Annotated in this window: 23 protein-coding genes; 10 read left to right on the plus strand and 13 right to left on the minus strand. The window is 32.4% G+C overall.

The genetic code is table 11. The features are described from left to right. Positions 1-24 precede the first annotated feature (24 nt). Complete coding sequence (locus tag R6X41_RS02285; protein ID WP_318497046.1) at positions 25-3,456, minus strand: methylmalonyl-CoA mutase family protein; 3,432 nt, start codon at positions 3,454-3,456, stop codon at positions 25-27. 146 nt (positions 3,457-3,602) lie between these two features. Here R6X41_RS02285 and purU point away from each other — a divergent pair, with 146 nt between their 5' ends. Further along, positions 3,603-4,457 carry a formyltetrahydrofolate deformylase gene (gene purU, locus R6X41_RS02290; protein WP_318497047.1) on the plus strand — a complete coding sequence of 285 codons (855 nt, stop codon included), beginning with the start codon at positions 3,603-3,605 and terminating at the stop codon, positions 4,455-4,457. Positions 4,458-4,613: 156 nt separating this feature from the next. Further along, the gene (locus R6X41_RS02295; protein ID WP_318497048.1) at positions 4,614-4,970 is read left to right on the plus strand and encodes a bleomycin resistance protein; all 357 of its coding nucleotides are present in this window, start codon (positions 4,614-4,616) and stop codon (positions 4,968-4,970) included. Positions 4,971-5,008: 38 nt separating this feature from the next. Here the strand turns inward: R6X41_RS02295 and R6X41_RS02300 are convergent, their stop codons facing one another. After that, positions 5,009-5,587, minus strand: a complete 579-nt coding sequence (locus tag R6X41_RS02300) for a hypothetical protein (protein WP_318497049.1) — start codon at positions 5,585-5,587, stop codon at positions 5,009-5,011. A 318-nt stretch (positions 5,588-5,905) separates the two neighbouring features. On the opposite strand from R6X41_RS02300, the gene R6X41_RS02310 reads away from it, so the two are divergent. The 3 genes from R6X41_RS02310 (at position 5,906) to R6X41_RS02320 (ending at position 7,359) form a co-directional block, all read left to right on the plus strand. Next, entirely contained in the window at positions 5,906-6,622 is a 717-nt protein-coding gene (locus R6X41_RS02310) for a DUF4197 domain-containing protein (protein ID WP_412176254.1), read from the plus strand. A gap of 224 nt (positions 6,623-6,846) precedes the next feature. Then, positions 6,847-7,050, plus strand: coding sequence for a Lacal_2735 family protein (locus tag R6X41_RS02315; protein WP_318497052.1), 204 nt, complete (start codon positions 6,847-6,849; stop codon positions 7,048-7,050). 81 nt (positions 7,051-7,131) lie between these two features. Then, positions 7,132-7,359: a Lacal_2735 family protein gene (locus R6X41_RS02320; protein ID WP_318497053.1), complete on the plus strand. Its 228-nt coding sequence runs from the start codon at positions 7,132-7,134 to the stop codon at positions 7,357-7,359. Here the strand turns inward: R6X41_RS02320 and R6X41_RS02325 are convergent. The 10 genes from R6X41_RS02325 to R6X41_RS02365 all read right to left on the minus strand — a co-directional run bounded on the left by R6X41_RS02325 (position 7,325) and on the right by R6X41_RS02365 (position 19,186). Next, the gene (locus tag R6X41_RS02325) at positions 7,325-8,122 is read right to left on the minus strand and encodes an ABC transporter substrate-binding protein (protein WP_318497054.1); all 798 of its coding nucleotides are present in this window, start codon (positions 8,120-8,122) and stop codon (positions 7,325-7,327) included. The two genes, R6X41_RS02320 and R6X41_RS02325, sit on opposite strands and share 35 nt — an antisense overlap. 7 nt (positions 8,123-8,129) lie before the next feature. Continuing rightward, positions 8,130-8,948 (minus strand): orotidine-5'-phosphate decarboxylase, encoded by an 819-nt coding sequence (pyrF, locus tag R6X41_RS02330; protein WP_318497055.1) that lies wholly within the window; start codon positions 8,946-8,948, stop codon positions 8,130-8,132. A 117-nt stretch (positions 8,949-9,065) separates the two neighbouring features. Next, a complete protein-coding gene (locus R6X41_RS19740; RefSeq protein ID WP_412176255.1) occupies positions 9,066-9,224 on the minus strand; it encodes a four helix bundle protein in 159 nt (52 codons plus the stop codon). 155 nt (positions 9,225-9,379) lie between these two features. After that, positions 9,380-10,456 carry a peptide chain release factor 1 gene (gene prfA, locus R6X41_RS02335; protein ID WP_318497056.1) on the minus strand — a complete coding sequence of 359 codons (1,077 nt, stop codon included), beginning with the start codon at positions 10,454-10,456 and terminating at the stop codon, positions 9,380-9,382. Positions 10,457-10,579: 123 nt separating this feature from the next. Continuing rightward, positions 10,580-11,047 carry a hypothetical protein gene (locus tag R6X41_RS02340; RefSeq protein WP_318497057.1) on the minus strand — a complete coding sequence of 156 codons (468 nt, stop codon included), beginning with the start codon at positions 11,045-11,047 and terminating at the stop codon, positions 10,580-10,582. Positions 11,048-11,416: 369 nt separating this feature from the next. Further along, positions 11,417-13,972, minus strand: a complete 2,556-nt coding sequence (locus R6X41_RS02345; RefSeq protein ID WP_318497058.1) for an adenosylcobalamin-dependent ribonucleoside-diphosphate reductase — start codon at positions 13,970-13,972, stop codon at positions 11,417-11,419. A gap of 191 nt (positions 13,973-14,163) precedes the next feature. Continuing rightward, positions 14,164-15,135: a DUF3078 domain-containing protein gene (locus R6X41_RS02350; protein ID WP_318497059.1), complete on the minus strand. Its 972-nt coding sequence runs from the start codon at positions 15,133-15,135 to the stop codon at positions 14,164-14,166. Between the two features lie 39 nt (positions 15,136-15,174). Then, a complete protein-coding gene (locus R6X41_RS02355) occupies positions 15,175-16,356 on the minus strand; it encodes an AIR synthase related protein (protein WP_318497060.1) in 1,182 nt (393 codons plus the stop codon). A 170-nt stretch (positions 16,357-16,526) separates the two neighbouring features. Beyond that, positions 16,527-16,679, minus strand: a complete 153-nt coding sequence (locus R6X41_RS02360) for a hypothetical protein (RefSeq protein WP_318497061.1) — start codon at positions 16,677-16,679, stop codon at positions 16,527-16,529. Between the two features lie 320 nt (positions 16,680-16,999). Continuing rightward, entirely contained in the window at positions 17,000-19,186 is a 2,187-nt protein-coding gene (locus R6X41_RS02365) for a glutamine synthetase III family protein (RefSeq protein WP_318497062.1), read from the minus strand. Between the two features lie 190 nt (positions 19,187-19,376). Between R6X41_RS02365 and R6X41_RS02370 the strand changes: the two genes are divergently transcribed. Beyond that, positions 19,377-20,399, plus strand: a complete 1,023-nt coding sequence (locus R6X41_RS02370; protein ID WP_318497063.1) for a glutamine synthetase — start codon at positions 19,377-19,379, stop codon at positions 20,397-20,399. A 297-nt stretch (positions 20,400-20,696) separates the two neighbouring features. Here R6X41_RS02370 and R6X41_RS02375 read toward each other — a convergent pair whose 3' ends face one another. Continuing rightward, a complete protein-coding gene (locus R6X41_RS02375) occupies positions 20,697-21,641 on the minus strand; it encodes a calcium/sodium antiporter (protein WP_318497064.1) in 945 nt (314 codons plus the stop codon). A gap of 186 nt (positions 21,642-21,827) precedes the next feature. Between R6X41_RS02375 and R6X41_RS02380 the strand changes: the two genes are divergently transcribed. The 4 genes from R6X41_RS02380 (at position 21,828) to R6X41_RS02395 (ending at position 25,589) form a co-directional block, all read left to right on the plus strand. Further along, positions 21,828-22,187, plus strand: a complete 360-nt coding sequence (locus tag R6X41_RS02380) for a BlaI/MecI/CopY family transcriptional regulator (protein WP_318497065.1) — start codon at positions 21,828-21,830, stop codon at positions 22,185-22,187. Between the two features lie 2 nt (positions 22,188-22,189). Beyond that, on the plus strand, positions 22,190-23,776 hold the full coding sequence (locus R6X41_RS02385; protein ID WP_318497066.1) for a M56 family metallopeptidase: 1,587 nt from the start codon (positions 22,190-22,192) through the stop codon (positions 23,774-23,776). A gap of 9 nt (positions 23,777-23,785) precedes the next feature. Then, positions 23,786-24,568, plus strand: coding sequence for a TlpA family protein disulfide reductase (locus R6X41_RS02390; RefSeq protein ID WP_318497067.1), 783 nt, complete (start codon positions 23,786-23,788; stop codon positions 24,566-24,568). 133 nt (positions 24,569-24,701) lie between these two features. Beyond that, on the plus strand, positions 24,702-25,589 hold the full coding sequence (locus R6X41_RS02395) for a bestrophin family protein (protein WP_318497068.1): 888 nt from the start codon (positions 24,702-24,704) through the stop codon (positions 25,587-25,589). Positions 25,590-25,650: the final 61 nt, after the last annotated feature.

Below are 25,650 nucleotides of genomic sequence, written 5' to 3' on the forward strand. Positions count from 1 at the left end.
AGAATTACAACTTATATATTTGCACTACATATTTCTTCGATATTGACCTCCAACTTCAAATAGAGCTTCTGTAATTTCACCTAAAGAACATATTTTACAAACATCCATTAATGCATCAAAAATGTTTTCGTTATGAATGGCTTTATACTGAAGTTCTTGTAATAAATCTGCTGTATCGTTTCCTTTATGAAGATTTTCCAGTGTTTTAATCTGAAATTGTTTCTCTTCTTCTGTAGCGCGAATTACTTCTTTTGGCACAACTGTAGGCGACCCTTTTGAGCTTAAAAATGTATTTACACCAACAATAGGAAACTCGCCATTATGTTTTAAGGTTTCGTAATACAAACTTTCTTCTTGTATTTTACTACGTTGATACATGGTTTCCATGGCTCCTAAAACACCACCTCGTTCTGTAATTCTATCGAATTCTAAAAGCACAGCCTCTTCTACTAAATCGGTTAATTCTTCAATAATGAAAGAACCTTGAATTGGGTTTTCATTTTTAGCTAATCCCAATTCTTTATTAATAATTAACTGAATTGCCATCGCACGACGTACAGATTCTTCGGTTGGCGTTGTAATGGCTTCATCGTAAGCATTTGTATGTAATGAATTACAATTATCGTAAATAGCATAAAGCGCTTGCAATGTTGTACGAATATCATTAAAATCAATTTCCTGAGCGTGCAAACTACGTCCAGACGTCTGAATATGATATTTTAACATTTGTGCTCTTGAGTTTGCTCCGTATTTCAACTTTAAAGCTTTCGCCCAAATTTTACGAGCCACACGACCAATAACAGCATATTCTGGATCGATACCATTCGAGAAAAAGAAAGATAAATTCGGTCCAAATTTATTAATATCCATACCACGACTTAAATAGTACTCTACATATGTAAACCCGTTAGACAATGTTAACGCTAATTGAGTGATTGGATTTGCTCCTGCTTCGGCAATATGATATCCTGAAATAGATACCGAATAAAAGTTACGCACATTATTATCGATAAAATACTCTTGCACATCGCCCATTAAACGTAGAGCAAATTCAGTAGAAAAGATACACGTATTTTGTGCTTGATCTTCTTTTAAAATATCTGCTTGAACCGTTCCTCTAACTTGAGCTATGGTTTTCGTTTTAATATCTAAATACACATCGGCAGGTAAGACTTTATCTCCTGTAACTCCTAAAAGCATTAATCCTAATCCATTATTACCTTCTGGAAGTTCTCCATTATATATAGGACACTCAACTCCTTTTACTTTATAAATAGACTGAATTTTAGCATTAACGTCTCCCTCTAATCCGTTGTCCTTTATATAAAGCTCACATTGCTGATCGATAGCCGCATTCATAAAAAAGCCAAGCAACATTGGAGCAGGCCCATTAATAGTCATACTTACAGACGTCATAACATCGGCTAAATTGAAACCAGAATATAATTTTTTAGCATCGTCTAAACAACAAATACTAACTCCTGCATTACCAATTTTACCATAGATATCTGGTCGTAAATCGGGGTCGTTACCATATAAGGTCACACTATCGAAAGCAGTAGATAAACGTTTTGCAGGCAACCCGGCACTTACATAATGAAAACGTCTATTTGTACGTTCTGGTCCACCTTCTCCAGCAAACATACGTGCTGGATCTTCGCCTGTACGCTTAAACGGATATAATCCCGAAGTGTACGGAAATTCTCCTGGTACATTTTCTTGCAAACACCAACGCAAAATGTCTCCCCAAGCTTTATACTTTGGCAAAGCTACTTTTGGAATTTGTAAATGAGAAAGCGATTCTGTATGTGTTTCTATTTTTATTTCCTTATCTCTCACTTTAAATGAATAGATAGGATTTTTGTATTTGCTTACTTTTTCATTCCAATTTAAGATAACTTCCCAGTTATAAGGATCAAGATTTAATTTCACCTTTTCAAATTGAGCAACAAGTAAGTTAATAAATGGAACATCATCTTTTTGAACATCCTTTAGAATGTCATCTAAATCCAATCCTGTTTTAGTAATTTCCGAATCTACATTTGTTATAGATTCTATAGTTTTAAAAATTCCATATAATTTCTGAGCAACAACAACTTGATCATTTGCCGTTTTATCGTAAGCACGATTATTCTCTGCAATTTCAGATAAATAACGTGTACGAGCTGGCGGAATCACATAAATTTTCTCGCTCATTTCTTTCGAAATTATAAAACTGGATTTTAAATCGGAATCCAATTTATCTACTAAACCATCCATTACAGCTTTATAAAGCGTATTCATTCCTGGATCGTTAAATTGAGATGCAATAGTTCCAAAAACCGGCATAGTATTCGGATCTGCATGCCACATATTATGGTTGCGCATGTATTGCTTTTTCACATCGCGAATGGCATCAAGTGCTCCACGTTTATCGAATTTATTAATAGCAACCAAATCAGCAAAATCCAACATATCAATTTTTTCCAATTGTGTAGCTGCACCAAATTCTGGTGTCATAACATATAATGATAAATCACTATGCTCGATAATTTCTGTATCCGACTGACCGATTCCTGACGTTTCTAAAATAATTAAATCGTATTCTGCAGCTTTTAAAACTTCTACAGCTTCGTTAACATGCTTAGACAATGCTAAATTAGATTGACGTGTTGCCAAACTACGCATATACACACGAGAATTATTAATTGCATTCATGCGAATACGGTCTCCTAAAAGAGCTCCACCTGTTTTTCGTTTAGAAGGATCTACAGAAATTAATCCGATAGTTTTCTCAGGAAAATCGACAAGGAAACGACGTACTAACTCATCGACTAAAGAAGATTTACCTGAACCACCAGTTCCTGTAATCCCTAAAACGGCTGTATCTTTTCCCGTTTTCTCTACAGAAGAAAAGCTTTCTTCGAATGAATCATGGTCATTTTCCGCAAAAGAAATTAACCTTGCAATGGTAGTAATATCTTTGTCTTTTAAAGATTCTGATATTCCCTTTCCTTTGGGAAGCGTTAGTGATGGATTTTTAAAATCGGCTTGTTTAACCAAATCGTTAATCATGCCTTGTAAGCCAAGTTCACGACCATCGTCTGGAGAGTAGATTCTAGAGATACCATAATCCATAAGTTCTTTGATTTCCGAAGGCAAAATAACACCACCACCACCACCAAAAATCTTGATGTGTTCTGAGCCTTTTTCCTTTAGTAAATCGAACATATATTTAAAATACTCATTATGTCCGCCTTGGTAAGATGTTAAACAAATGGCATTCGCATCTTCTTGGATCGCTGTGTTCACAACTTCTTCTACACTGCGATCATGACCAAGATGAATCACTTCTACTCCGGTCGATTGAATAATACGACGCATGATATTAATAGACGCATCGTGCCCATCGAAAAGCGATGCTGCGGTTACTATACGTACTTTATATGTTGGTTTGTATGGTTCTATTTGTTTCATTATCAATAAAAACTATTTAATTGTTACGCAATTTACGGAATATTCAAAAAATACTAAGATTTAAGTTAATTTATCTAAAATGATTTTAAATTGCAACGGCCTACATATTTCTCAGTATTTTTACTCACATATAGAAACAGACTTAAATGAATAAAATCACGCTTTTAATGCACTGCAATGACCAATCTGGAATAATAGCAGCTGTATCTAATTTTATCGCCAAACATCACGGAAACATTGTATATATTGACCAACATGTAGATCGTGAACAGAATATCTTTTTTATGCGTTTAGAAAGTGAATTCGAAACAGACGTTTTGGATCTAGAGCATTTAAAAAAGGCTTTCAAAAACACTCTAGTTAAACAATTTCTAATGAAATGGCGTATTTATACTTCGGAAGTCCAGCCACGTATGGCGCTTTTTGTATCTAAATACGACCATTGTTTATACGATATATTAGGACGTTACAAATCAGGTGAACTTAAAGCTGAAATCCCTTTTATTTTGAGTAATCACCTAGACTTAAAACCTATTGCCGATAGTTTTAATGTTCCGTTTTATTATGTTCCAGTTACTAAAGACACTAAGCCTGAGGCTGAAGCTAAACAACTTGAACTGTTAAAAAAGCATAAGATTGATTTTATCGTGCTAGCTCGTTATATGCAAATTATTTCTCCAAAGTTAATTAGCGAATACCCTAATAAAATTATTAATATTCACCATTCGTTTTTACCCGCTTTTGTTGGTGCCAAACCTTACCATTCTGCATATAAACGCGGAGTTAAGATTATTGGAGCAACAAGCCATTACGTTACAGAAGACTTAGATGCTGGACCAATTATAGAACAAGATGTTGCAAGAGTATCACACACACAAGCTATTGAAGATTTAATTGCTAAAGGTCGTGACTTAGAAAAAATTGTATTAGCGACAGCAATAAAACATCATATAAATAGAAAAGTAATGGTGTTTAATAATAAGACACTTATATTTTATTAGAAATTATTTATTGATTTAAAGCTGACTTTAATTTTCACATTTGTTGGAAACTTTTTTTGGAACGTAAGTAGATAGAACAAAATAGACGTAAAAACCGTTTAATTATGAATATTGCTCCGATTAGAAAATAAATTTAGACCTTCAAATTCCGTTAATATGTTAACTAACATAAATCCTAAATTACCGATGCGTGACAAAAATGTTACCAGAGCGTTTTATATTAATAAGTTAGGGTTTAAGGAATTTGGAGATGCTGATTTTGAAGGTTATTTAATGATGGAAAAAGACAAAATTCAAATTCATTTTTTTGAATTTAAAACACTTGATCCTAAAGAGAATTACGGTCAAGTTTATATTAGGACTGACAATATTGATGGTTTTTATCAATCTTTATTAGCAATTAAAACTCCTATTCACCCTAACGGAAAATTGGAGGTCAAACCTTGGGGACAACGGGAATTTTCAATACTGGATCCTGATAGTAATCTATTAACTTTTGGGCAACCTATTTAATAAGAAAACATTCGGAAACCTTTAAGCAATTCGATTTACTAATTACAGTGCTCAACATCTAAAGCCGATTTTATTAAATCCTGTAATTCTAGCTTACACGATTGTTGTATATAGGTAGATTGTAAATTAGACAAGAAAGATCGCAAGACATAAACTTGCAAATCAGTATTGTTTAAACACAGTAATTCTTCTTGCCAAATTAAAAATAAGGCCTGAATAATTTTAGAGTTTTCGGTATAATTCACATTAATTTGATGACATAAACTTTTAGAGTAGCTTTTAAACAGCATAGGATGCTCTATTAATCGTTTAAAAAAAAGATGCGTGTTCAAGCTAATATCTTCAGAAGTATTGAAATCTCTAATAAAAAAATCAAAAATACTCCTACCCTTCTTTGCTAATAATAAAAGAATGCTATTTTCTATTATTACTTTCTGATTTTTTATACTAACATAATACACATCTAAACCCAAGTTTGTGTTTATAATTAAGACTTCACACGACAGACTTTCTATCAAAAAGGTTCGCAAAACGGCGACTTGCTTCGAAGAAATAATCAGTTGTTTTTTATATCCTTTACTAGAAAAACTAACCATTTTAAGTTGAGACGTTTTCATTTGTATATCGTTTTGCAGAGTTTTATCGTTTTGATTTTAATTAATAATCTATGATTACACTTACCTTTTCTTACTAAATATTAATAAAATACAAAATAATCGACTAATAATTAACTAATTAAAAACAAACAAGCTTCTTTAATAACAATTTGTTTGATTATTGAATTCATATAAATTTATGCAATATTTTAAAATTATACACATATTTTTGCATCTCAAATCTTAAACACAAAACTTTTGAAATTTACAATTATAGCTTGCCTTCTTGTTTTTACGTTAAACACATCGGCTCAGTCATTAGGAGATCTTGCGAATTCTTTGAAAAAAGCAGCAACATCAACATCAAAAACATCATCAACCTCGGAATCCGAATCAGAAACAACTTCTTCTTCTTCTTCTTCATCTTTATCAAATTCGATAATAAACATGTCTAATACAGACATTGCAGCTGGATTAAGACAAGCATTAAATTTAGGTATCGAGGATCAGGTTAATAAACTGACGCAACCGAACGGTTTTTACAATAATAGTTTAGTAAAAATTATGCTACCTGAAGAATTAGAGAAAGTAGATAGTGGATTACGCTCGGTAGGATTAGGAAGCTTAGCAGACGAAGGTATTAAAGTATTAAACAGTGCTGCAGAAGATGCCGTAAAAGAAGCGACTCCTATTTTTGTTAATGCAGTAAAAGGTATTTCTTTCGACGATGCTAAAACTATTTTATTAGGAAACGACGATGCAGCAACGGTTTACTTGACAGATAAAACACAATTGGAACTTTACGAAAAATTTCAACCTATAATAAACCAATCATTTAAAAAAGTAGGTGCGGATACTGTTTGGAACACAATAATTACGAAATACAATAGCTTACCTTTTGTATCTAAAGTAAATCCAGATTTAACAGATTACGTAACCAGCGAAGCATTAAATGGAGTGTATATTATGATTGCTGTGGAAGAAAAAGAAATTAGAAGCTCGACAGCAGCACGATCTACAAACCTTTTACAATCCGTATTTAAATTACAAGATTAGCCTGCTAACTGTAAAATAATTTAGCGGTAACATAAAACTAACACCATACAGATTGTTTTAAAATATCTTTGATGATATTTCATATACATTTAGTTAGTTAGTTTGTAAACAATTAGAAGCAACTCTTTAATTAGGGTTGCTTTTTTTTTAAAAAAATTTTATGATTTATCTTTTCCATGATTCCTTTTTTTTAGTGTATATTTAAAACACTAATTTTCAGCAAGATGGATCGTAACGATATAATAACAAAAACCCAAAAGAGACTCAATAAACGTTACAAGCAACTTATTGAGCAGGCATACAATTTTAGACAAACAGATTGCGCAATGAGTGATATTTCTGAATTTCAAGCCATTAAACTTTTAAACAAATTAAACCGCTTAAAATATTTGCACAGAGGTGAAGCCACCAATATTCCAATACAATAAAATTTTATCATTTTATTAACTAATCCAGTATATGCTCTGGCATGATTTTTACGTTATTACTAATACAAAGAATGTAATATTATGAAAAATCAATTTAGTAAAGTGGGACAAATAAAACCAAATTTAAAAAAACTATTAAAGATAGAAGAACTACAAAATCTTTATAAGTCTTTTATAGAAGAAGCATATAACGTTATGCAAACAGATAGTGGGTTAAGCGATTATTTATATTTTGAAGCTTCGAAATTAAGAAAACAAATGATTCGTGTTGAAACTAATAATAACAATAAGTTTCCCTCAGCGCTTTAAAATAGTCGAAAGCCTTTAGTAAACGAGATCCATACCAAGAGAACATCTCTCCATCGACCAAAATAATTTTTGATTCGGGGAAATATGTTTTAAATTCTTCTATGTGATCTTTTTTAAACGGATAAGGTTCGCTCGACAAAAACACCAAATCGGGTTTGATTTTAATATTATTAATATCAATTTCAGGATAACGCTCTATATTAGAGTACAAGTTATCTAATCCGTTTTGTAATAATAAGTGATTGATAAACGTATCATTTCCGGCAACCATCCAAGGTGATTTCCAAATAAAGTAAGCAACCGTTTTTATGGGTTTTATAGCAATAAAATCTTCAAATTCTGACTTACTTTTTTTTATGCCTTCTATTATTATTTTAGCTTTTTCTGCAGTATTGAAAAGCTCGGCATACATTGCAATTAATTCTAGGCTATCCTCTATAGTATAAATATCGGAAATATGTACAGGTGTAATTTTTTCGAGATCAGGAATCATACCCTTAGCATTTTCCTCTTTATTACATAAAATAATATCTGGCTGTAATGCTATTATTTTATCGTAATGAACTTGTTTTGTCCCTCCGACTATTGTTTTCTCAGATAATAAATGATTAGGATGTACACAGAATTTTGTAATTCCAACAATTGTATTTTCTAAACCTAAATCACATAAAAGTTCCGTCTGACTAGGCACTAAAGATACGATGCGTTTTGGCACACCATTAGTTAGAAAAACTCTTTGTAATTGGTCTTTAAAAACTGACATTAGTAACTTATTGAGCGTTTAAAATGGCTTCCATTTCTTGCTGAAGTACTTTAGCGTTTTTTGCTGCAGCTTCAGCAAAATCAGTTCCGTTAGATGCATAAATAATACCACGAGACGAATTGATTAATAGACCAATATCTTTGGTCATTCCGTATTTACAAACGTCTTGTAAACTTCCGCCTTGAGCGCCAACACCAGGAACTAACAAGAAACTATCTGGAATAATTGTTCTAATATCTGTTAAGTATTCTGCTTTTGTAGCACCAACAACATACATTAGGTTTTCTGAATTCTCCCAAGTTTTAGACGTTTCTAAAACATGTTTGTAAACTTCTTTTCCATCTATTAATTTCGTCTGAAAATCGAAAGCACCTTGATTGGATGTTAATGCCAATAATATGGTATGTTTATCTTTAAAAGCCAAGAATGGCTCGACAGAATCTTTTCCCATATATGGAGCAACTGTTACACTATCAAAGGCTAAATCTTCAAGAAAAGCTTTTGCATACATAGAACTTGTATTCCCTATATCTCCACGTTTAGCATCGGCAATTGTAAAAATCTCGGGGTAGTTTTCATTTAAATAATTAATTGTTTTCTCTAAAGCCTTCCACCCTTGTAAACCATAAGCTTCGTAAAACGCCGTGTTTGGCTTATAAGACACACATAAATGATGAGTGGCATCAATAATCGCTTTATTAAATTCGAAAATAGGATCTTCCGTTTCTAATAAATGTTTTGGAATCTTATTTAAATCGACATCTAGACCAATGGCTAGAAATGATTTTTTTAATTTTATTTGTTCTACTAATTGGTGTTGGGTCATGTTTTTTAGGTGTTGGGTATTAGAGCTTCGATTAATATTTAGATTTGGATTACTTCATTAAAGCCTTTATTCTTTTTGGAGTAGATTAATTTTTTCAGTCAATAACGATTCATCTTCTTAACTAATAAATGAAAGTTCTCTACAAATTATAAGGTGTGTTTCTAATTCAAAAGCAGATCCCAAACTGATTTGAAGAAAACCAACAAAATCTTTTTGGGAATCTTTAGCACAACCTTCGGCTATATTAGCTGGAATAGAAACAACACACCTAGATATTTTAAGATTTTAAGCTAAATTTTTCAGAATCGGGGAGTTTTTCAACTAATTCATAGACTTCTTTCACAAGAACTACTGAATCTTTCCAAACACTTAATACTCTAAAATTTCTCATTGAAATATTAATTCATAAAACCAAAACCTAATACCTAAGATTAAATGACATCGTCATTAGCTTTTAACTTTTCAGTATTATCTGCCAATCGCAATTCATCAATTATTTTCTGAATATCACCATTTACTATATTTCCTAGATCGTAAAGTGTTAATCCAATTCTATGATCGGTTACACGACCTTGCGAATAATTATAAGTTCTAATTTTAGCACTTCTATCTCCAGAAGTTACCATCGTACCACGTTTTTCTGCATCGGCAGCATTCTTTTTCGCCAATTCCATTTCGTATAAACGAGAACGTAATACTTTGAAAGCTTTTTCTTTATTCTTATGTTGTGATTTCTGATCCTGACATTGTGCCACTAATCCTGTTGGAATATGCGTTAAACGCACTGCCGAATAGGTCGTGTTTACCGATTGTCCTCCTGGTCCTGATGAACAGAAAAAATCGACTCTTACTTCTTTCGGATTAATTTCTACATCAAACTCTTCAGCTTCTGGGAATACCATAACAGTCGCGGCACTTGTATGCACACGCCCTTGAGTTTCTGTTTGTGGCACACGTTGTACACGGTGAACACCAGCTTCAAACTTCAATGTTCCATAAACATCTTCACCCGTAACTTCAAACTGAATCTCTTTAAATCCGCCATTTGTTCCTTCACTATAATCTACAGTATCAACTTTCCAACCCCTAGCTTCACAATATTTAGAATACATTCTAAACAAATCTCCAGCAAAAATACTCGCTTCATCTCCACCTGTTCCTGCTCGTAATTCTAGAACAGCATTTTTAGTATCTTCCGGATCTTTCGGAATTAACATCACTTTAATTTCTTCTTCTAAAAGAGGTATACGTGTTTTAGCTTCATCATATTGCATTTTGGCCATATCAACCATTTCTGCATCGCTTCCATCCGATATAATGTCTTCAGATTCTTTAATGTTTTCCGTTAAGGCAATGTACTCCTCACGCTTATCCATTAAACCTCTTAAGTCTTTATATTCCTTGTTTAATTGTACATAACGTTTCTGATCTGTAATAATATCTGGCTGAATGATTAAATCACTCACCTCATCAAAACGTTGTTTTACTATTTGTAACTTGTCTAACATCTACCTAATTAAATTGTGGTGCAAAAATACGATAATTTATGAATACTCCATATCAATATTAAATACATAATTTGAAGCTGAAGAAATACGATTAACCCGAGTTATTTGATACTTTTCTTAAGTTTAGTCTGTATACAATTCTTCTTTAGGAAAAGGAAGTACAGCATATCCTGTTAAAATAGCAAGACCCAATATATAGAAGATTCGTGTAGGATAATAAAACGAGTGTATCTTCAAACAAATTGCTAAAGCCGCAAATAAATCTGAGACTACAAACGAAAATAAAAAATACATACAAGCTGTAGATTGAATGGAGCTGTACCTGAAATTATAATTTCCGACTAAAATAAGCAAAGCCAATAATACTGTAGCGTAGAAAAAATAGAGATATTCATGCAGCATTCCCTTATAAGTCATAGACATAATTTGAATAAGCTCGAAAAACATAAAGGCACCGAATCCTATAATTATTAAATAGACAATTAATGTTTTTCTATTTTCTACCACTAGCTTGAATTTAGATAACAAATGCATACCAATAAACAAATAACCAAGAGATCTTACTACTGAAGTCAGGTTATTATAAAACAATAAGTGGTAATTTATTATAAAAAAATCTGATATAAAAAATAACACAAAAGCTATCGTTAATTTAGTCTGTTTAAAACCACCGAATATAGCAAATAGGAAGAGAAATGATAACGTTACTATACTCCTTAGAGGTATAATATAATCTAACGAGAAATGATTAATAACATATACATTTATTAAAATCATTACAAAGGTTAAAATAATAATACTTGTTTTTTTGGGGAGCATATATATTCGAAATCACAAACTTAATAAAACAGAAGTTTTAACAATCGATTTTCTACATTTAAATCGTAAAGTAATATTAAAAAAAAAGCGAGGAATAACCCTCGCTTTAATAATTTTTTATTTTTATAATGGTCCTTTATATTAACCACATTTTGAAGAGCCACAATCTTTACATGTAAGACAACCTTCTTGGTAAATTAAATTTTCAGAATCACAGTTACCACACGTTTGTCCTTTAGCATATGTACCATCTGCAACAAAACGTTTTAACGCTCTAACCACACCATTTTTCCAAGTATTTATAGATTCACTATCTAATTGTAAGCTATTAATTAAGTCTACAATTTTATCGATGGGCATTCCATGTCTTAATGTACTTGAAATTAATTTCGCATAATTCCAGAATTCCGGGTTGAATTTATGTGATAAACCTTCGATGGTTGTTTTATAACCTCTTTTATTTTTATACTGAAAATCGTAGCGTGTACTTCCGTCTTCATTTTTATTCTTAATAATTACACCTTCGTTTACCCAACGTGGAATTAAAATACCATCTTCATCATCGGTTAACCCAGTAAAAACTTCGTAAGGCTGATCGTCTATTAAACCAATAAAAGCAATCCACTTTTCTTTATTATTCTGAAAACGCACTACATCGGCTTCCAGAATTTGAGGACGTTTAGTAGGAAAGGTGGTTAACATTTCTGTAGTTTCCTCTTCTTTCTTTTCGTCGTTAGAAATTAAAACTCCAGAACGAGAACCATCACGATACACCGTTACGCCTTTACAACCAACTTCCCAAGCTTTTAAATATAACTGACCTACTAATTCTTCTGTAGCATCGTTTGGTAAATTGATAGTTACACTAATAGAATGATCTACCCATTTTTGAACCGCACCTTGCATAGTCACTTTGCTCATCCAATCTACATCGTTAGATGTCGCTTTGTAATATGGTGACTTTTCAATTAAATCATCAATCTCTTTTTGAGAGTAATTTATAGATAAATCGAAACCATTAACTTCCATCCATTGTTTAAAACGGTGATGAAAAACCACGTATTCTTCCCAAGAATCTCCAACCTCATCTACAAAATCAATACGCACATTTTTATCGTTCGGGTTTACTTTTCGTCTACGTTTATAAACAGGCATAAAAACAGGCTCGATCCCAGAACTTGTTTGCGTCATTAAACTTGTTGTTCCTGTAGGTGCAATGGTTAATAAAGCAATATTACGACGACCGTATTCCAGCATATCGTAATACAATTTACTATCGGCTTCTTTAAGACGCTGAATAAATGGGTTGTTTTTTTCTAATTCTGCATCGTAAACACCAAAGGCACCACGATCTTTTGCAGTATTTACTGAAGCTCTATAGGCTTCGATTGCTAATTTTTTATGTACTTCTACAGAAAAAGCATTTCCTTCTTCACTTCCATATTGAATTCCTAATCCGGCCAACATATCGCCTTCAGCAGTAATACCAATTCCTGTTCTTCTTCCTTCTTCCGCCTTATTTTTAATATTTTCCCAAAGGTTTTTCTCTGTAGCTTTTATAATATCTAATTCTGGATCGGCATTAATTTTTGCTAAAATACCATCGATTTTTTCTAATTCAAGATCGATAATATCATCCATGATACGTTGTGCCACGGCAATATGCTTACTGAATAATTCAAAGTTGAAAGACGCCTCTTTTGTAAACGGCTTTTCGACGTAAGAAAATAAGTTAATGGCTAATAAACGACAAGAATCGTAGGGACACAATGGAATTTCACCACAAGGGTTTGTAGATACTGTTTTATAACCAAATTCAGCATAACAGTCTGGAACCGATTCATTAATTATTGTATCCCAGAATAAAATTCCTGGTTCGGCAGATTTCCATGCATTATGAACAATTTTTTTCCAAATACCATCAGCCTGAATCGTTCTTGTAAACTGAGGATTTTCACTAAAAATTGGATATTTCTGAGTGTATTCCGTGTTTAATTTTACAGCTTTCATAAAATTATCATCAATACGAACAGAAACATTCGCTCCCGTTACCTTACCTTGCTCTAGCTTAGCATTGATAAAATCTTCAGAATCTGGATGATTTACAGATACTGATAACATTAAAGCTCCACGTCTTCCGTCTTGTGCGACTTCTCTAGTAGAGTTTGAATATCGCTCCATAAATGGCACGATACCGGTAGATGTTAACGCTGAATTTTTTACTGGAGATCCTTTTGGACGAATGTGAGATAAATCGTGACCAACACCTCCACGACGTTTCATTAATTGCACTTGTTCTTGGTCGATTTTCATGATTCCTCCATAAGAATCGGAATCACCACTATTACCAATTACAAAACAATTTGAAAGTGACGCAATTTGAAACGGATTACCAATTCCTGCCATTGGACTTCCTTGAGGAACGATATATTTAAAATCTTTAATTAAATCGAAAATTTCATTTTCTGATAACGGATTTGGATAACGAACTTCTATTCTAGCAATTTCTTTCGCTATTCTACGGTGCATTTCGTTTGGTGTTAACTCATAAATATTTCCATCGGAATCTTTAAGAGCGTATTTATTTAACCAAACTCTTGCCGCTAAATCATCGCCTTTAAAGTATTTTAAAGCGGCTTCGAAAGCTTCATCTTGAGTGTATGTTTTACGTGGAATAGGTAAGGAATCTATATTCATTGTCTTGCTAATTTAGTTGTTACTAGAATAATTATCAGACTACAAATATAGGTAAGTATTTGAAATAAATAACACCTTTTAAATCAAAAAGTTTTCAATAAAAAAACATAAAAAACTGAAAATCAATATAATAAAAATTTATCAACATTAAAAAGTTAACAAATATTTTTTATTAACAATTATTAATAATTTTAAAAATCTACAGTAAAACCAATACCTAAAGCCTGCCTCCACTGCACTTTAGCTCCGCCTTGAGCATACTCATCGGTTTCCTCATTTATAACAATTAAAGTTTTAACATCGTTGTCATAAATAAGGTGCGAACCTAATGATGCTTTTATATAGTTATTCACTTTAAAATCTATAAGCAATGCCCAGTCCACATCAATATTTCCGAAACTATTTAAATAATCGGTATAAAAACTTGCTGTACTTTTTAAAATTACATTTTTAGTTATAGTTAATTCGTAGTAGTTTGTAACTAAAATCCCTAGCTCTTCTCTTACCTGTTCTCCTGGAACTAATACATTCCCTTCCTCGTCGTAAACTGCAGGAGTTACCCCAAATGCTCCAGCATTCGCTAATTCTTGGTCTAATACAAATGTAGATTTAAAGGTTAAAGGAGATAAGTAAAACGACAATAACTTAATATCTTTTCCATATTCCATACCACCCCCAACAAACATATAACCAGGTGCCATAAATTTTGAAATAGGATTTGAAGTATCCGGATAAGAATATCCGTTAGCAAATTGTGTTTTAAAATTTAAACGTGCAGAATAATACCATTTAGAATTTTTTGATTGTCTATAGCCCAATGTTGAAGTTATCTCTAATAAATCATCAGTCTTTTTTAAAGATTCACTTTCTTGTTGGTTAATACCATAACGCATATTTAAAGTGTTATTCCAAATAAAATCGTAATGAGTATAATTTAAAGTTGATTTTCCACTTACTATAGCAGATATAGAATTGCTACCCCCAGAACTCCAATTCACAAAAGCAACTTCATTTAAATCGATACCTGCTTTATTTTTATTTTCCCATGTTGGAGTTGCAGTAGGATCTAAAATAATATTTTTTTTCTTAATATATAAAGAGTCAGGTTGCGCAAAAGAATATTGAACAATTAAACAAAAAAAAACAAGAATACTATATTTCATATTAGGCTAAACTCTATTTTCAGCTTTAAAAGCTTTTATTTATTCATATTCAAACAGACCAAACTCACTTTTTATTGATAAGCGCTTATTCTCTGAAGCTTCTACACGACCAATGATTTGTGCATTCACGTTAAAGGACTTAGATATTGCAATAATATCTTCGGCGATATCTGGTGACACATAAAGCTCCATACGATGACCGCAGTTAAATACTTGATACATTTCCTTCCATTCTGTTTTAGATTGATCTTGAATCAACTTAAATAACGGTGGAATTGGAAACAAATTATCTTTAATGATATGAAATTCGTTTATAAAGTGCAGAATCTTTGTTTGTGCACCACCTGAACAGTGCACCATGCCATGTATATGTTCTTTATTATACTTCGACAATATAGCCTTTATAATAGGTGCATAGGTTCGCGTTGGAGACAACACCAACTTACCGGCATCTAACGGAGAGTCTTCAACTTTATCTGTAAGTTTCATGTTTCCAGAATACACCAATTCGCTTGGTACTGCAGCATCAAAACTTTCTGGGTATTTTTCGGCTAAATAGTTATGAAACACATCGTGTCTTGCAGATGTTAATCCATTACTCCCCATTCCTCCATTATACTCCTTTTCGTAAGTTGCTTGACCAAAAGATTCTAATCCAACAATTACATCTCCTGCTTTAATATTTGCATTATCAATAACATCTTCACGCTTCATTCTAGCCGTTACTGTAGAGTCTACAATAATAGTTCTTACTAAATCTCCAACATCTGCAGTTTCGCCACCAGTTGAATGAATTGTAACACCAAATGATTTTAAGTCTTCAATTAACTCTTCTGTTCCATTAATTATAGCTGAAAGCACATCGCCAGTAATCACATTTTTATTACGACCAATTGTAGAAGATAGCATAATATTATCGGTTGCTCCTACACATAATAAATCGTCTATATTCATTATAAGAGCATCTTGTGCAATCCCTTTCCATACTGAAACATCTCCAGTTTCTTTCCAATACATATAAGCTAAAGCACTTTTTGTACCCGCACCATCTGCATGCATTATTAAACAGTATGCATCATCCTGAGACAAATAATCTGGCACAATTTTACAGAACGCTTTAGGAAACAATCCTTTATCAATATTTTTAATAGCGTTATGAACATCTGATTTTGAAGCTGAAACTCCTCGTTGCGCATATCGCTTACTGACTTCTTGACTCATATGAATTTTAAGTTGAAATGATTTACAAAAGTAAGCATTGTAAATTAGTTTTTTGAGATAATTTAAAGGAAAAAAGAAGGCAAAAAAAATATCTCCAAACATCTATTTAGAAATAAATGACTGAAGATATATTAACTTTACGTTTGCTTTTAACTTATAGAAACTTTTCTTTAGATAAGTTCTACAAGCGCGTTTTCCATTTGTACTGGCTGCTCTTTAACCGCCTCATTCGTGGCACTTTTATCTTGCGAATCACTTTCCGCCTGAGAAAATACCAGAGTAGCAACTAGGAGCAACAGCAGACTGACAATGAGCTGTTTCATAATTAAATTGTATAGATTAATAGCGTTACAAATATATTGAAATTATAACTAACAAACTCTAATACAACCCCCTAATTCAATCCATTTCAAGAGGTTTTCGACAACACACATTTAAGATAGACAAAGCGCATTGTTCCGATTTAAATGACACTACAAACTGTAAGAATCATCTTGTTAACGACAATTCAAAAAAGAGATTTATCCTTATAAAACAAATTCAATTCACCTTCTCAAGCACTCAAATACCTTAATCTAAAAAAGGTATAATATAAAAAAGCCATCTTTTTAGGATGGCTTTTTTATGTAATTCTCGCTATGTTTTACTTTGTAAACAAGAGCTCTCTATACTTTGTTAATGGCCACAACTCATCGTCTACCAATAGTTCTAATTTATCGCAATGGTAACGAATTTCGGCAAACATTGGGTTAACCGTAAACGAATACCCTAATGCTTTCTTTTCTATATCTGTTTCTAGATTTATCGTTCTTCTTGCATCCGTCATCTTAGTTACTTTAGAATTTATGGATTCTATATGACTAGAGATTTCTTCTATTAAAGAGAGTTGTTCTTTTGCTACTGTTTTAAAAGTCGTACCGTAAATCTCTTTTAAACCTCTTACATTTTCAATCAATACATTTTGATAACGTACTGCTGTAGGCACTATGTGACTTCTCGCAATATCGCCTAACACACGTCCTTCTATCTGAATACGATGCACATAATCTTCCATCTCTATTTCGTAACGTGCTTCAGACTCTACCCTATTCATCACTCCTAAACCATCAAAAAGATCGATTACTTTTTTAGAAATCCTAACTTTTAAAGCTTCAGGAGTCGATTTATTATTACTTAAACCCCGTTTTTTAGCTTCAATTTCCCATGCTTCACCATATCCATTTCCTTCAAAAAGAATGTTTTTAGATTTTTTAATATACTCACGTAACACATTAAAAATAGCATCATCTTTCTTCATGTCTTTGTTATCTATAAGAAAGTCTACTTCAACTTTAAAATCGATAAGTTGTTTTGCCACAATAGAATTTAAAATAGTCATCGGGTTAGCACAATTCGCTTTAGAACCTACAGCTCTGAATTCAAATTTATTCCCCGTAAAAGCAAATGGAGATGTTCTATTCCTATCTGTATTATCTAACATAATCTCAGGAATTTTACCAACTACATTTAATTTAAGTTCTGTTTTTTCTTCAGGAGACAATTTACCACTAGTTACATTTTTAAGCTCGACTAGCACTTTAGTTAACTGCTCTCCTATAAATACTGAAATAATTGCTGGAGGCGCTTCATTTGCACCTAATCTATGGTCGTTACTTGCAGAAGCAATTACCGCTCTTAGTAATTCTTCGTTATCATGTACCGCTTTAATCGTATTAATAAAGAAGGTAAGAAACTGAAGATTGCTCATTGGTGTTTTTCCAGGCCCTAACAAATTCACACCTGTATCTGTACTTAAACTCCAGTTATTATGTTTTCCGGAACCATTTACTCCCGCAAAAGGCTTTTCGTGAAACAATACCTTAAAGTTGTGTCGGTCTGCAGTCTTATCCATTAAATCCATTAATAAGGAGTTATGGTCTACTGCTAAATTGGCTTCTTCATAAATAGGTGCCAACTCAAACTGATTTGGCGCCACTTCATTATGACGTGTTTTTACAGGAATTCCCAACAACATACATTCGTGCTCTAAGTCTCGCATAAAAGACATAGCGCGATTTGGGATCGTTCCGAAATAATGATCTTCTAACTGCTGGCCTTTAGCCGATGAATGTCCTAATAACGTACGTCCTGTAGCGACTATATCTGGTCGAGATGCCACTAAAGCTTTATCGATTAAAAAGTATTCCTGCTCCCAACCTAACGAGGCATTTACCTTTTTTACGTTTTTATCGAAATATTTACAAACTGCAACGGCAGCTGTATCAATAGCTTGTAAAGCTCTTAAAAGCGGTGTTTTATAATCTAAAGCCTCACCGGTATACGACACAAATACGGTTGGAATACAAAGTGTTGTACCATATACAAAGGCTGGAGATGTAGGATCCCAAGCGGTATATCCTCGAGCTTCAAACATATTCCGAATACCACCATTTGGAAAACTAGATGCATCCGGTTCTTGTTGAACCAGTTCACCACCTCCGAATCTTTCAATTGCAGCACCTTCACCAATCGTTTCAAAAAAGGCATCATGTTTTTCGGCAGTAGCTCCTGTTAAAGGCTGAAACCAATGTGTATAATGTGTTGCACCTTTAGATATAGCCCATTCTTTCATTCCTGTAGAAATATGGTCGGCAATTAATCGGTCAATTTTTGTTCCTTTTAATATAGCATCCATAACTTCATTATACGCCGTTTTCGTTAAATACTGGCGCATTGAAGACTCATTAAAAACGTTGGCACCAAAAATACTAGATCGTCTTTCCTTTTCCTCTATATAAATAGGAACTCGATTTAAAGTTTGCTTTAATGCATGAAATCTTAGTATAGCCATACCCTTGTCATTTTTTTTACAAATATAAAAATTCTGAGTCGTGTTTTTACACAAAAAACAAATACCCCTAAAAAACCAAGGGTATAACTAATAATTCCATAAAAATTTAGAATAGACCCCACTATTTTAGCCGGTTAATCAAAAAAAAATTATATTTGTTAACGACATTAATAACTATTATTTAATAATTATGGCCAAAATAAAATTAGAGTACCTGTGGTTAGACGGGTATTTTCCAACTCAAAACTTGCGAAGCAAGACTAAAGTAGAAGAACACGAAGATTTTCAAGGAACCTTAGAAGAACTAGGAAACTGGTCTTTTGATGGGTCTTCAACAAGACAAGCAGTAGGAGGTTCTTCAGACTGTTTATTAATACCTGTTGCAATTTATCCAGATCCAGATCGTATTAACGGTTATTTAGTTATGACTGAAGTTATGAATGCTGATGGAACGCCACACGTATCTAATGGTAGAGCTACAATTGATGATGATGATAATGATTTCTGGTTTGGTTTTGAACAAGAGTATTTCATTATGGATACTAAAACACAATTACCTTTAGGATTCCCTATCGGTGGTTATCCTGCACCTCAAGGGATGTATTACTGCTCTGTAGGTGGTAAAAATACTCACGGTAGAGATTTCGTTGAAGAGCATGCAGATTTATGTATCGATGCTGGTTTAAACTTCGAAGGAATTAACCAAGAGGTTGCATCTGGACAATGGGAATACCAATTATTCGCAAAAGGCGCTAAGTTAGCTGGTGACGAATTGTGGATTTCAAGATATTTACTAGATCGTTTAACTGAAAAATATGGTTACTACATAGAGTATCATCCAAAACCTTTAGGTAAAGATATGGACTGGAATGGTTCTGGTATGCATGCAAACTTCTCTAACAACATATTAAGAACTTGTGGAGACAAAGAGGTTTACGCAGCTATCTGTGAATCTTTCAGACCTAGAGTAAAAGAACATATTGCTGTTTACGGAGAGTTTAACGACCAACGTTTAACAGGTTTACATGAAACAGCAGCTATCCATGATTTCTCTTGGGGAATTTCTGATAGAGGAGCATCTATTCGTATTCCATTAATTGCAGTCGAAAAAGGCTGGAAAGGATGGTTAGAAGATAGACGTCCTGCTTCAAACGCAGATCCATACAAGATTGCTGCAGTAATTGTAAAAACAGTTAAATCTGCTAAAATTTAATTTTTAAGTTATTTTTTTTATAGAAAACGCCATCTGATATTTTCAGATGGCGTTTTTGTATTATATCATTTTCGATATATATAAATCAATTCTAGAAGCAAAGCTTTTCCCTCAACACACAGCTTTACGATTATGTGTACTGAATATAAAACTAGTAACAGATAGCTATTCAAAAATAAATCACGTGTATTTTCACAACGATAAATTGAATAACGGTAAAAGCAGAAATGGAAATGCTTAATATTAAAATAAAGCGTACTAATGTATTTTTAAAAGTTAATTTAAATTCTGCTACAGTTATTCAGAAAAAGTTGTCACTAAGAACACAGCATAAGCAATAAAGATCAAGGCACCTTTTAATCTTCCTAACACAAATCGTTTAGGTAAAAACACCAACGGAATAAGAACAGCTGAAAATCCTAACATCCAAAATATATCAGAAGTTAAAATCTCTGAACTATTTACTGTTATAGGTTGAATCATTGATGTTAATCCTAAAACACAGGCAATATTAAAAATATTAGAACCTATTAAATTCCCTAAAGAAATGGCCTTTTCCTTTTTAAGAGCAGCAATAACAGACGCTGCCAATTCCGGTACACTTGTTCCAATAGCAACCATGGTAACAGAAATAACACGCTCACTAACCCCTAAAGTTGTAGCCATATCTATCGCTCCTAGCACTAACCATTCACTTCCAAAATAAAGTGCAAGTCCTCCAATTAATAACCAAATAAATATTTTAAAATTCGAAGTTTGTTGTAAAGAATCGTCAACCTCGTCTACAGCCAAATCATCTTTTGAAGAATTTCTTATCAATACCACCAAGAAAATAATTAATGATACGAAAAGAGCAGCACCTTCCCAAAATTCTAGAACATTACCACTTTTTAAAAAGAAATAAAGCACAACAGACAATAACATCATTACAGGCCAGTTAAGCTTATAGAATCCATGATCTACTGTTAAGGGAGAAATCATTGCTGTAATTCCTAACACTAATCCTATGTTTGCAATATTAGAACCAATTACGTTTCCTAAGGCGATATCTGGTGCACCATCTAAGGCTGCTTGCAAACTCACTAATAGTTCTGGTGCAGAAGTAGCAAAAGACACCACCGTCATACCAATTACCAGTTTTGAGATTTTTAATTTAAAGGATAATGCTACAGAAGAGCGCACTAGGAACTCCCCACCTACTACCAATAACAACAATCCTAAAATAACCCAAACTAAACTCATAGTGCAATATATTTTATGCGAATATAACACAGAAATACGAATTACATTAACCGTTCCTTTAATTCAGTTAAAAATTAAATCAATCTAATTAAAACTAAAAAAAACGTTATAAAACTACTTACATAGTTTTATAACTACAAAAATAGTTATATATTTGACTCAGTTAAAAATTAAACCTATTATACAATGCAGAAATTAACTAACAAAGAAGAAGAAATCATGCATATTTTATGGCCCCTTGAAAAAGCGTTTGTAAAAGATGTGCTAAAAGAAATAAAAGAAGACAAACCACATTACAATACCTTATCTACAATAATTAGACATTTAGAAGAAAAAGGTTATGTTAGCTACACTGCCTACGGAAAAACACATGAATACTACCCTATTATTACAAAAGAGGCCTATAGAAAACGCTTTATGAATAATGCTATAGAACACTACTTTAATAACTCCTATAAAAACGTAGTATCATTTTTTGCGAAGGAAGAAAAAATTAGTGTTGAAGAATTAAAAGAAATTATTAACGTGATTGAGAAAAACAAATAAGCATGGACTATTTTCTAAAAGCATCGGCTATAATTTGCATATTTTACGTGATTTACGCTTTATTGTTGCAAAAAGAAACCTTCTTTAATACCAATCGTTGGTTTCTACTTTCAGGACTTATACTTGCTGCATTCTTGCCTTTTTTGGTCATTCCTATATATGTAAACGAAGTTCCCTTAACTCTAAATTTTAACGATATTGTAACTGTTAAAAGTACAGAAACCGCATCACGTTATACATGGTTAGATTTAGGGATCCTTATATATACTTTAGGGATCGTATTCTTTTCCATCCGTTTTGTTATAGAACTACTATCTCTTAAATCGTTTATAACGGTTCAAAACACAACTTTAGAAAATAGTTATAAAATTTCTGAAACGAAAGATGATATTCCGCCTTTTTCATTTTTTAAACGTATCGTGTATAATCCATCTCAGTTTACGGAAATAGAACTAACACACATTCTAAACCATGAGAAAATTCATGCGTCAGAATATCATTCCATTGATATATTGCTATCCAAATTAGCAACTATTGTCTTTTGGTGTAACCCAATCATTTGGTTGTACCAAAAAGCACTCATTCAAAATTTGGAATTTATTGCTGATTCCAAATCTATAACTATAAATTCATCAACTAAAACCTATCAAAAGGTATTATTAAAAACATCGGTGTCTTCTCATCAAATGACACTGACTACTAATTTTTATAATTCATTAATCAAAAAACGAATCCTTATGTTAAACACTTCAAAATCAAAAACAATTCACGCCATAAAGTATGCGATTATCGCTCCTGCTCTATTAATTTTTATGATGAGTTTTAATACTAAAACAGTTTATAAATCTGAAAAGCAAACGCATTCAATGCTTTTAAATTCTGAAAGTGAAATTTCTGTTATCATCACAAAAGACGATTCCGATGCCCAATTGGACGCTTTAGTTAAAACGTTTGCCATTCAGAAAGTCACATTGAAAATTAAAAATGTAAAACGAAATGTGTCAAACGAAATCACTGCAATTTCAATTAATGCTAAATCTGAACGTAGTGCATTAAAACACGATATTGATTCTGACAATCCGATTGCTCCTATTAAAATTTCATTTAACAATAACACCCAATTATTGAACGTTGGCGAATCTCAACCTAGTTCAGACATTGTATTTACCTCTACAAAAAACGCTTCAAAAACCAACCCAAATAACAAAAACGCGTTTGTAGTTAACACCACCGATGGATCAAGTATCACAATTAAAAAACTCAGTGAAGATATTACCGACCAAAATGTAATGTTTATTAGTGATGATCTAAAAACATCTCAGATCGAAGTCGTAGGATATGCTGAAGACATAAATAATGAAAACACTATCCAAACCTCTGAAACCTCTGAAACCTCTACAGTTCGATACAGGAATAATAGTAACGAAACACCATTGATTTTTGTTAATGGTAAAGAAACATCTCAAGAAGACATGGAAAAAATTGATCCAGATACTATAGCAAAGATAAATGTCCTAAAAGGGGAACATGCAATCGCTAAATATGGAGATAAAGCTAAAGATGGTGTTATTGAAATTACTCTAAAATAAAACAATTACATGAGAAACTTAGTCATACTAACCTTTATGCTTTTTGGAATATTATCCTTCGGACAAGACAAAAAAATAATAAAGCCTGAATATGTTATTATTGCCAATAGCGAAATCATTACAAAAGCACAGCTTAATAATTATGGAAATGACGGTTATATTAAAAGCATGAACAAAGGAGTTTCTGAAGCTTACAGAAATGAACTCGCGGAAGAATTTGGAGATAAAATTGGAGAAAAAGAATTTATAATTATCATTGATTTATTCACGGAAGAAGAAAAAACAGAAAACCAAAATAAAACAACTGAGTCACCAAAGCAACCTAAAGGACATGAAAATGCGAATCTTACTTTAAACGTTAACGCTGTTGCTAAAGATTTTACAGTACAAATGATTAATGGAGAATCTGTCACTCTTTCCGACTTAAAAGGAAAAGTTGTGCTTTTAAATTTTTGGGCTACTTGGTGTGCGCCTTGTTTAATGGAATTTTATGAGATACCAGACAAGATTATAGCTCCTTTTAAAAATGATGATTTTGTATTTCTTACCATTTCGGCTGGAGAAAACAAGGATATTGTAATAAAGAAAATGCAAGAGTTAAAAGAAAAAGGAATTGATTTTAATTCCGGTTACGACACAGATAAGAAAATAGTAAACTTATATAAAACGAAGTCTTTTCCTAAAAATTTTATAATAGACAAAGAAGGAATTATAAAATATATTGCGACAGGTTATACTGATGAAAATATAGATGTTATTGCTTCAGAAATTGAGAAATTACTAGAAGAATAAACCTTTGCTTCTTTAATAATAATTAAACAATCCGTTTTACAAATCGTAAGGCGGATTTTTTATTGCAAATAAAATTTGATTAAACGATAACAAAACCGTTTCATAATTTAAGTTAACCTATTATATTTGTGACATGAGAATATACAACCCAAAAGAATGGTTTAGAGCCGTTTTTTATGTAACAAAGTCTGACACATTAAGAATTTTATATCCTTATTTATTCCTTACAGCTGCATTTTCAGGCAGTATTGCTTACATAGAGCTTGAATATTTAAATTTATCTTCCAAAAGTTGGTTAAATAACATAACTGTTGTTCATAGTTTATTAGGTTTTGCTTTATCCCTTTTATTGGTTTTTAGAACAAATACTGCTTACGATAGATGGTGGGAAGCAAGAAAACAATGGGGATCATTAACCAATGTCAGTCGAAATTTAGCTTTAAAGCTCAATGCTTTTTTGGAAGAAGATGATGTTGCCATTCGACATTTTTACAGAAAAGCAATCCCTATGTATTCACAAAGCTTATTTGCCTTTTTAAAATCCGATTACACAACATTTATGCTCGATGAAAATGAACACCCAGAATTAGGTGATGCCTTTAGCCGGAAAAAGCATGGTCCAAATCAAGTGGCTGCGCTAATTTTTAAAAAAACCAATTTACTCTACAAGCAAAACAAAATTTCTGGAGAACAACTTATAGTTCTTAATCATGAATTAGAAGGATTAACCAATATTTGTGGAGCATGCGAACGCATTAAAAACACACCTATTCCCCATTCTTACAGCACTTTTATCAAAAAATTTATAGCAGTATATGTTGCGACACTCCCAATAGGTTATGTGTTTTCATTAGGATATTTTGTAATACTAGCTGTTCCTTTTATATTATATGTTTTAGCGTCATTAGAATTAATCGCAGAATCTATTGAAGATCCTTTTGGAAATGATTACGATGATTTACCGTTAGAAAAGATGGCTGATAATATGAAAAAACATACACACGAAGTTTTACATCCTTAAACAAAACATTTATATCAAAACACTAAAGACACCTTAAATTAGGTGTCTTTTTTATACTAAA

The organism is Formosa sejongensis (assembly GCF_033447105.1).
In the GTDB taxonomy this organism is placed as follows: Bacteria; Bacteroidota; Bacteroidia; order Flavobacteriales; family Flavobacteriaceae; genus Formosa.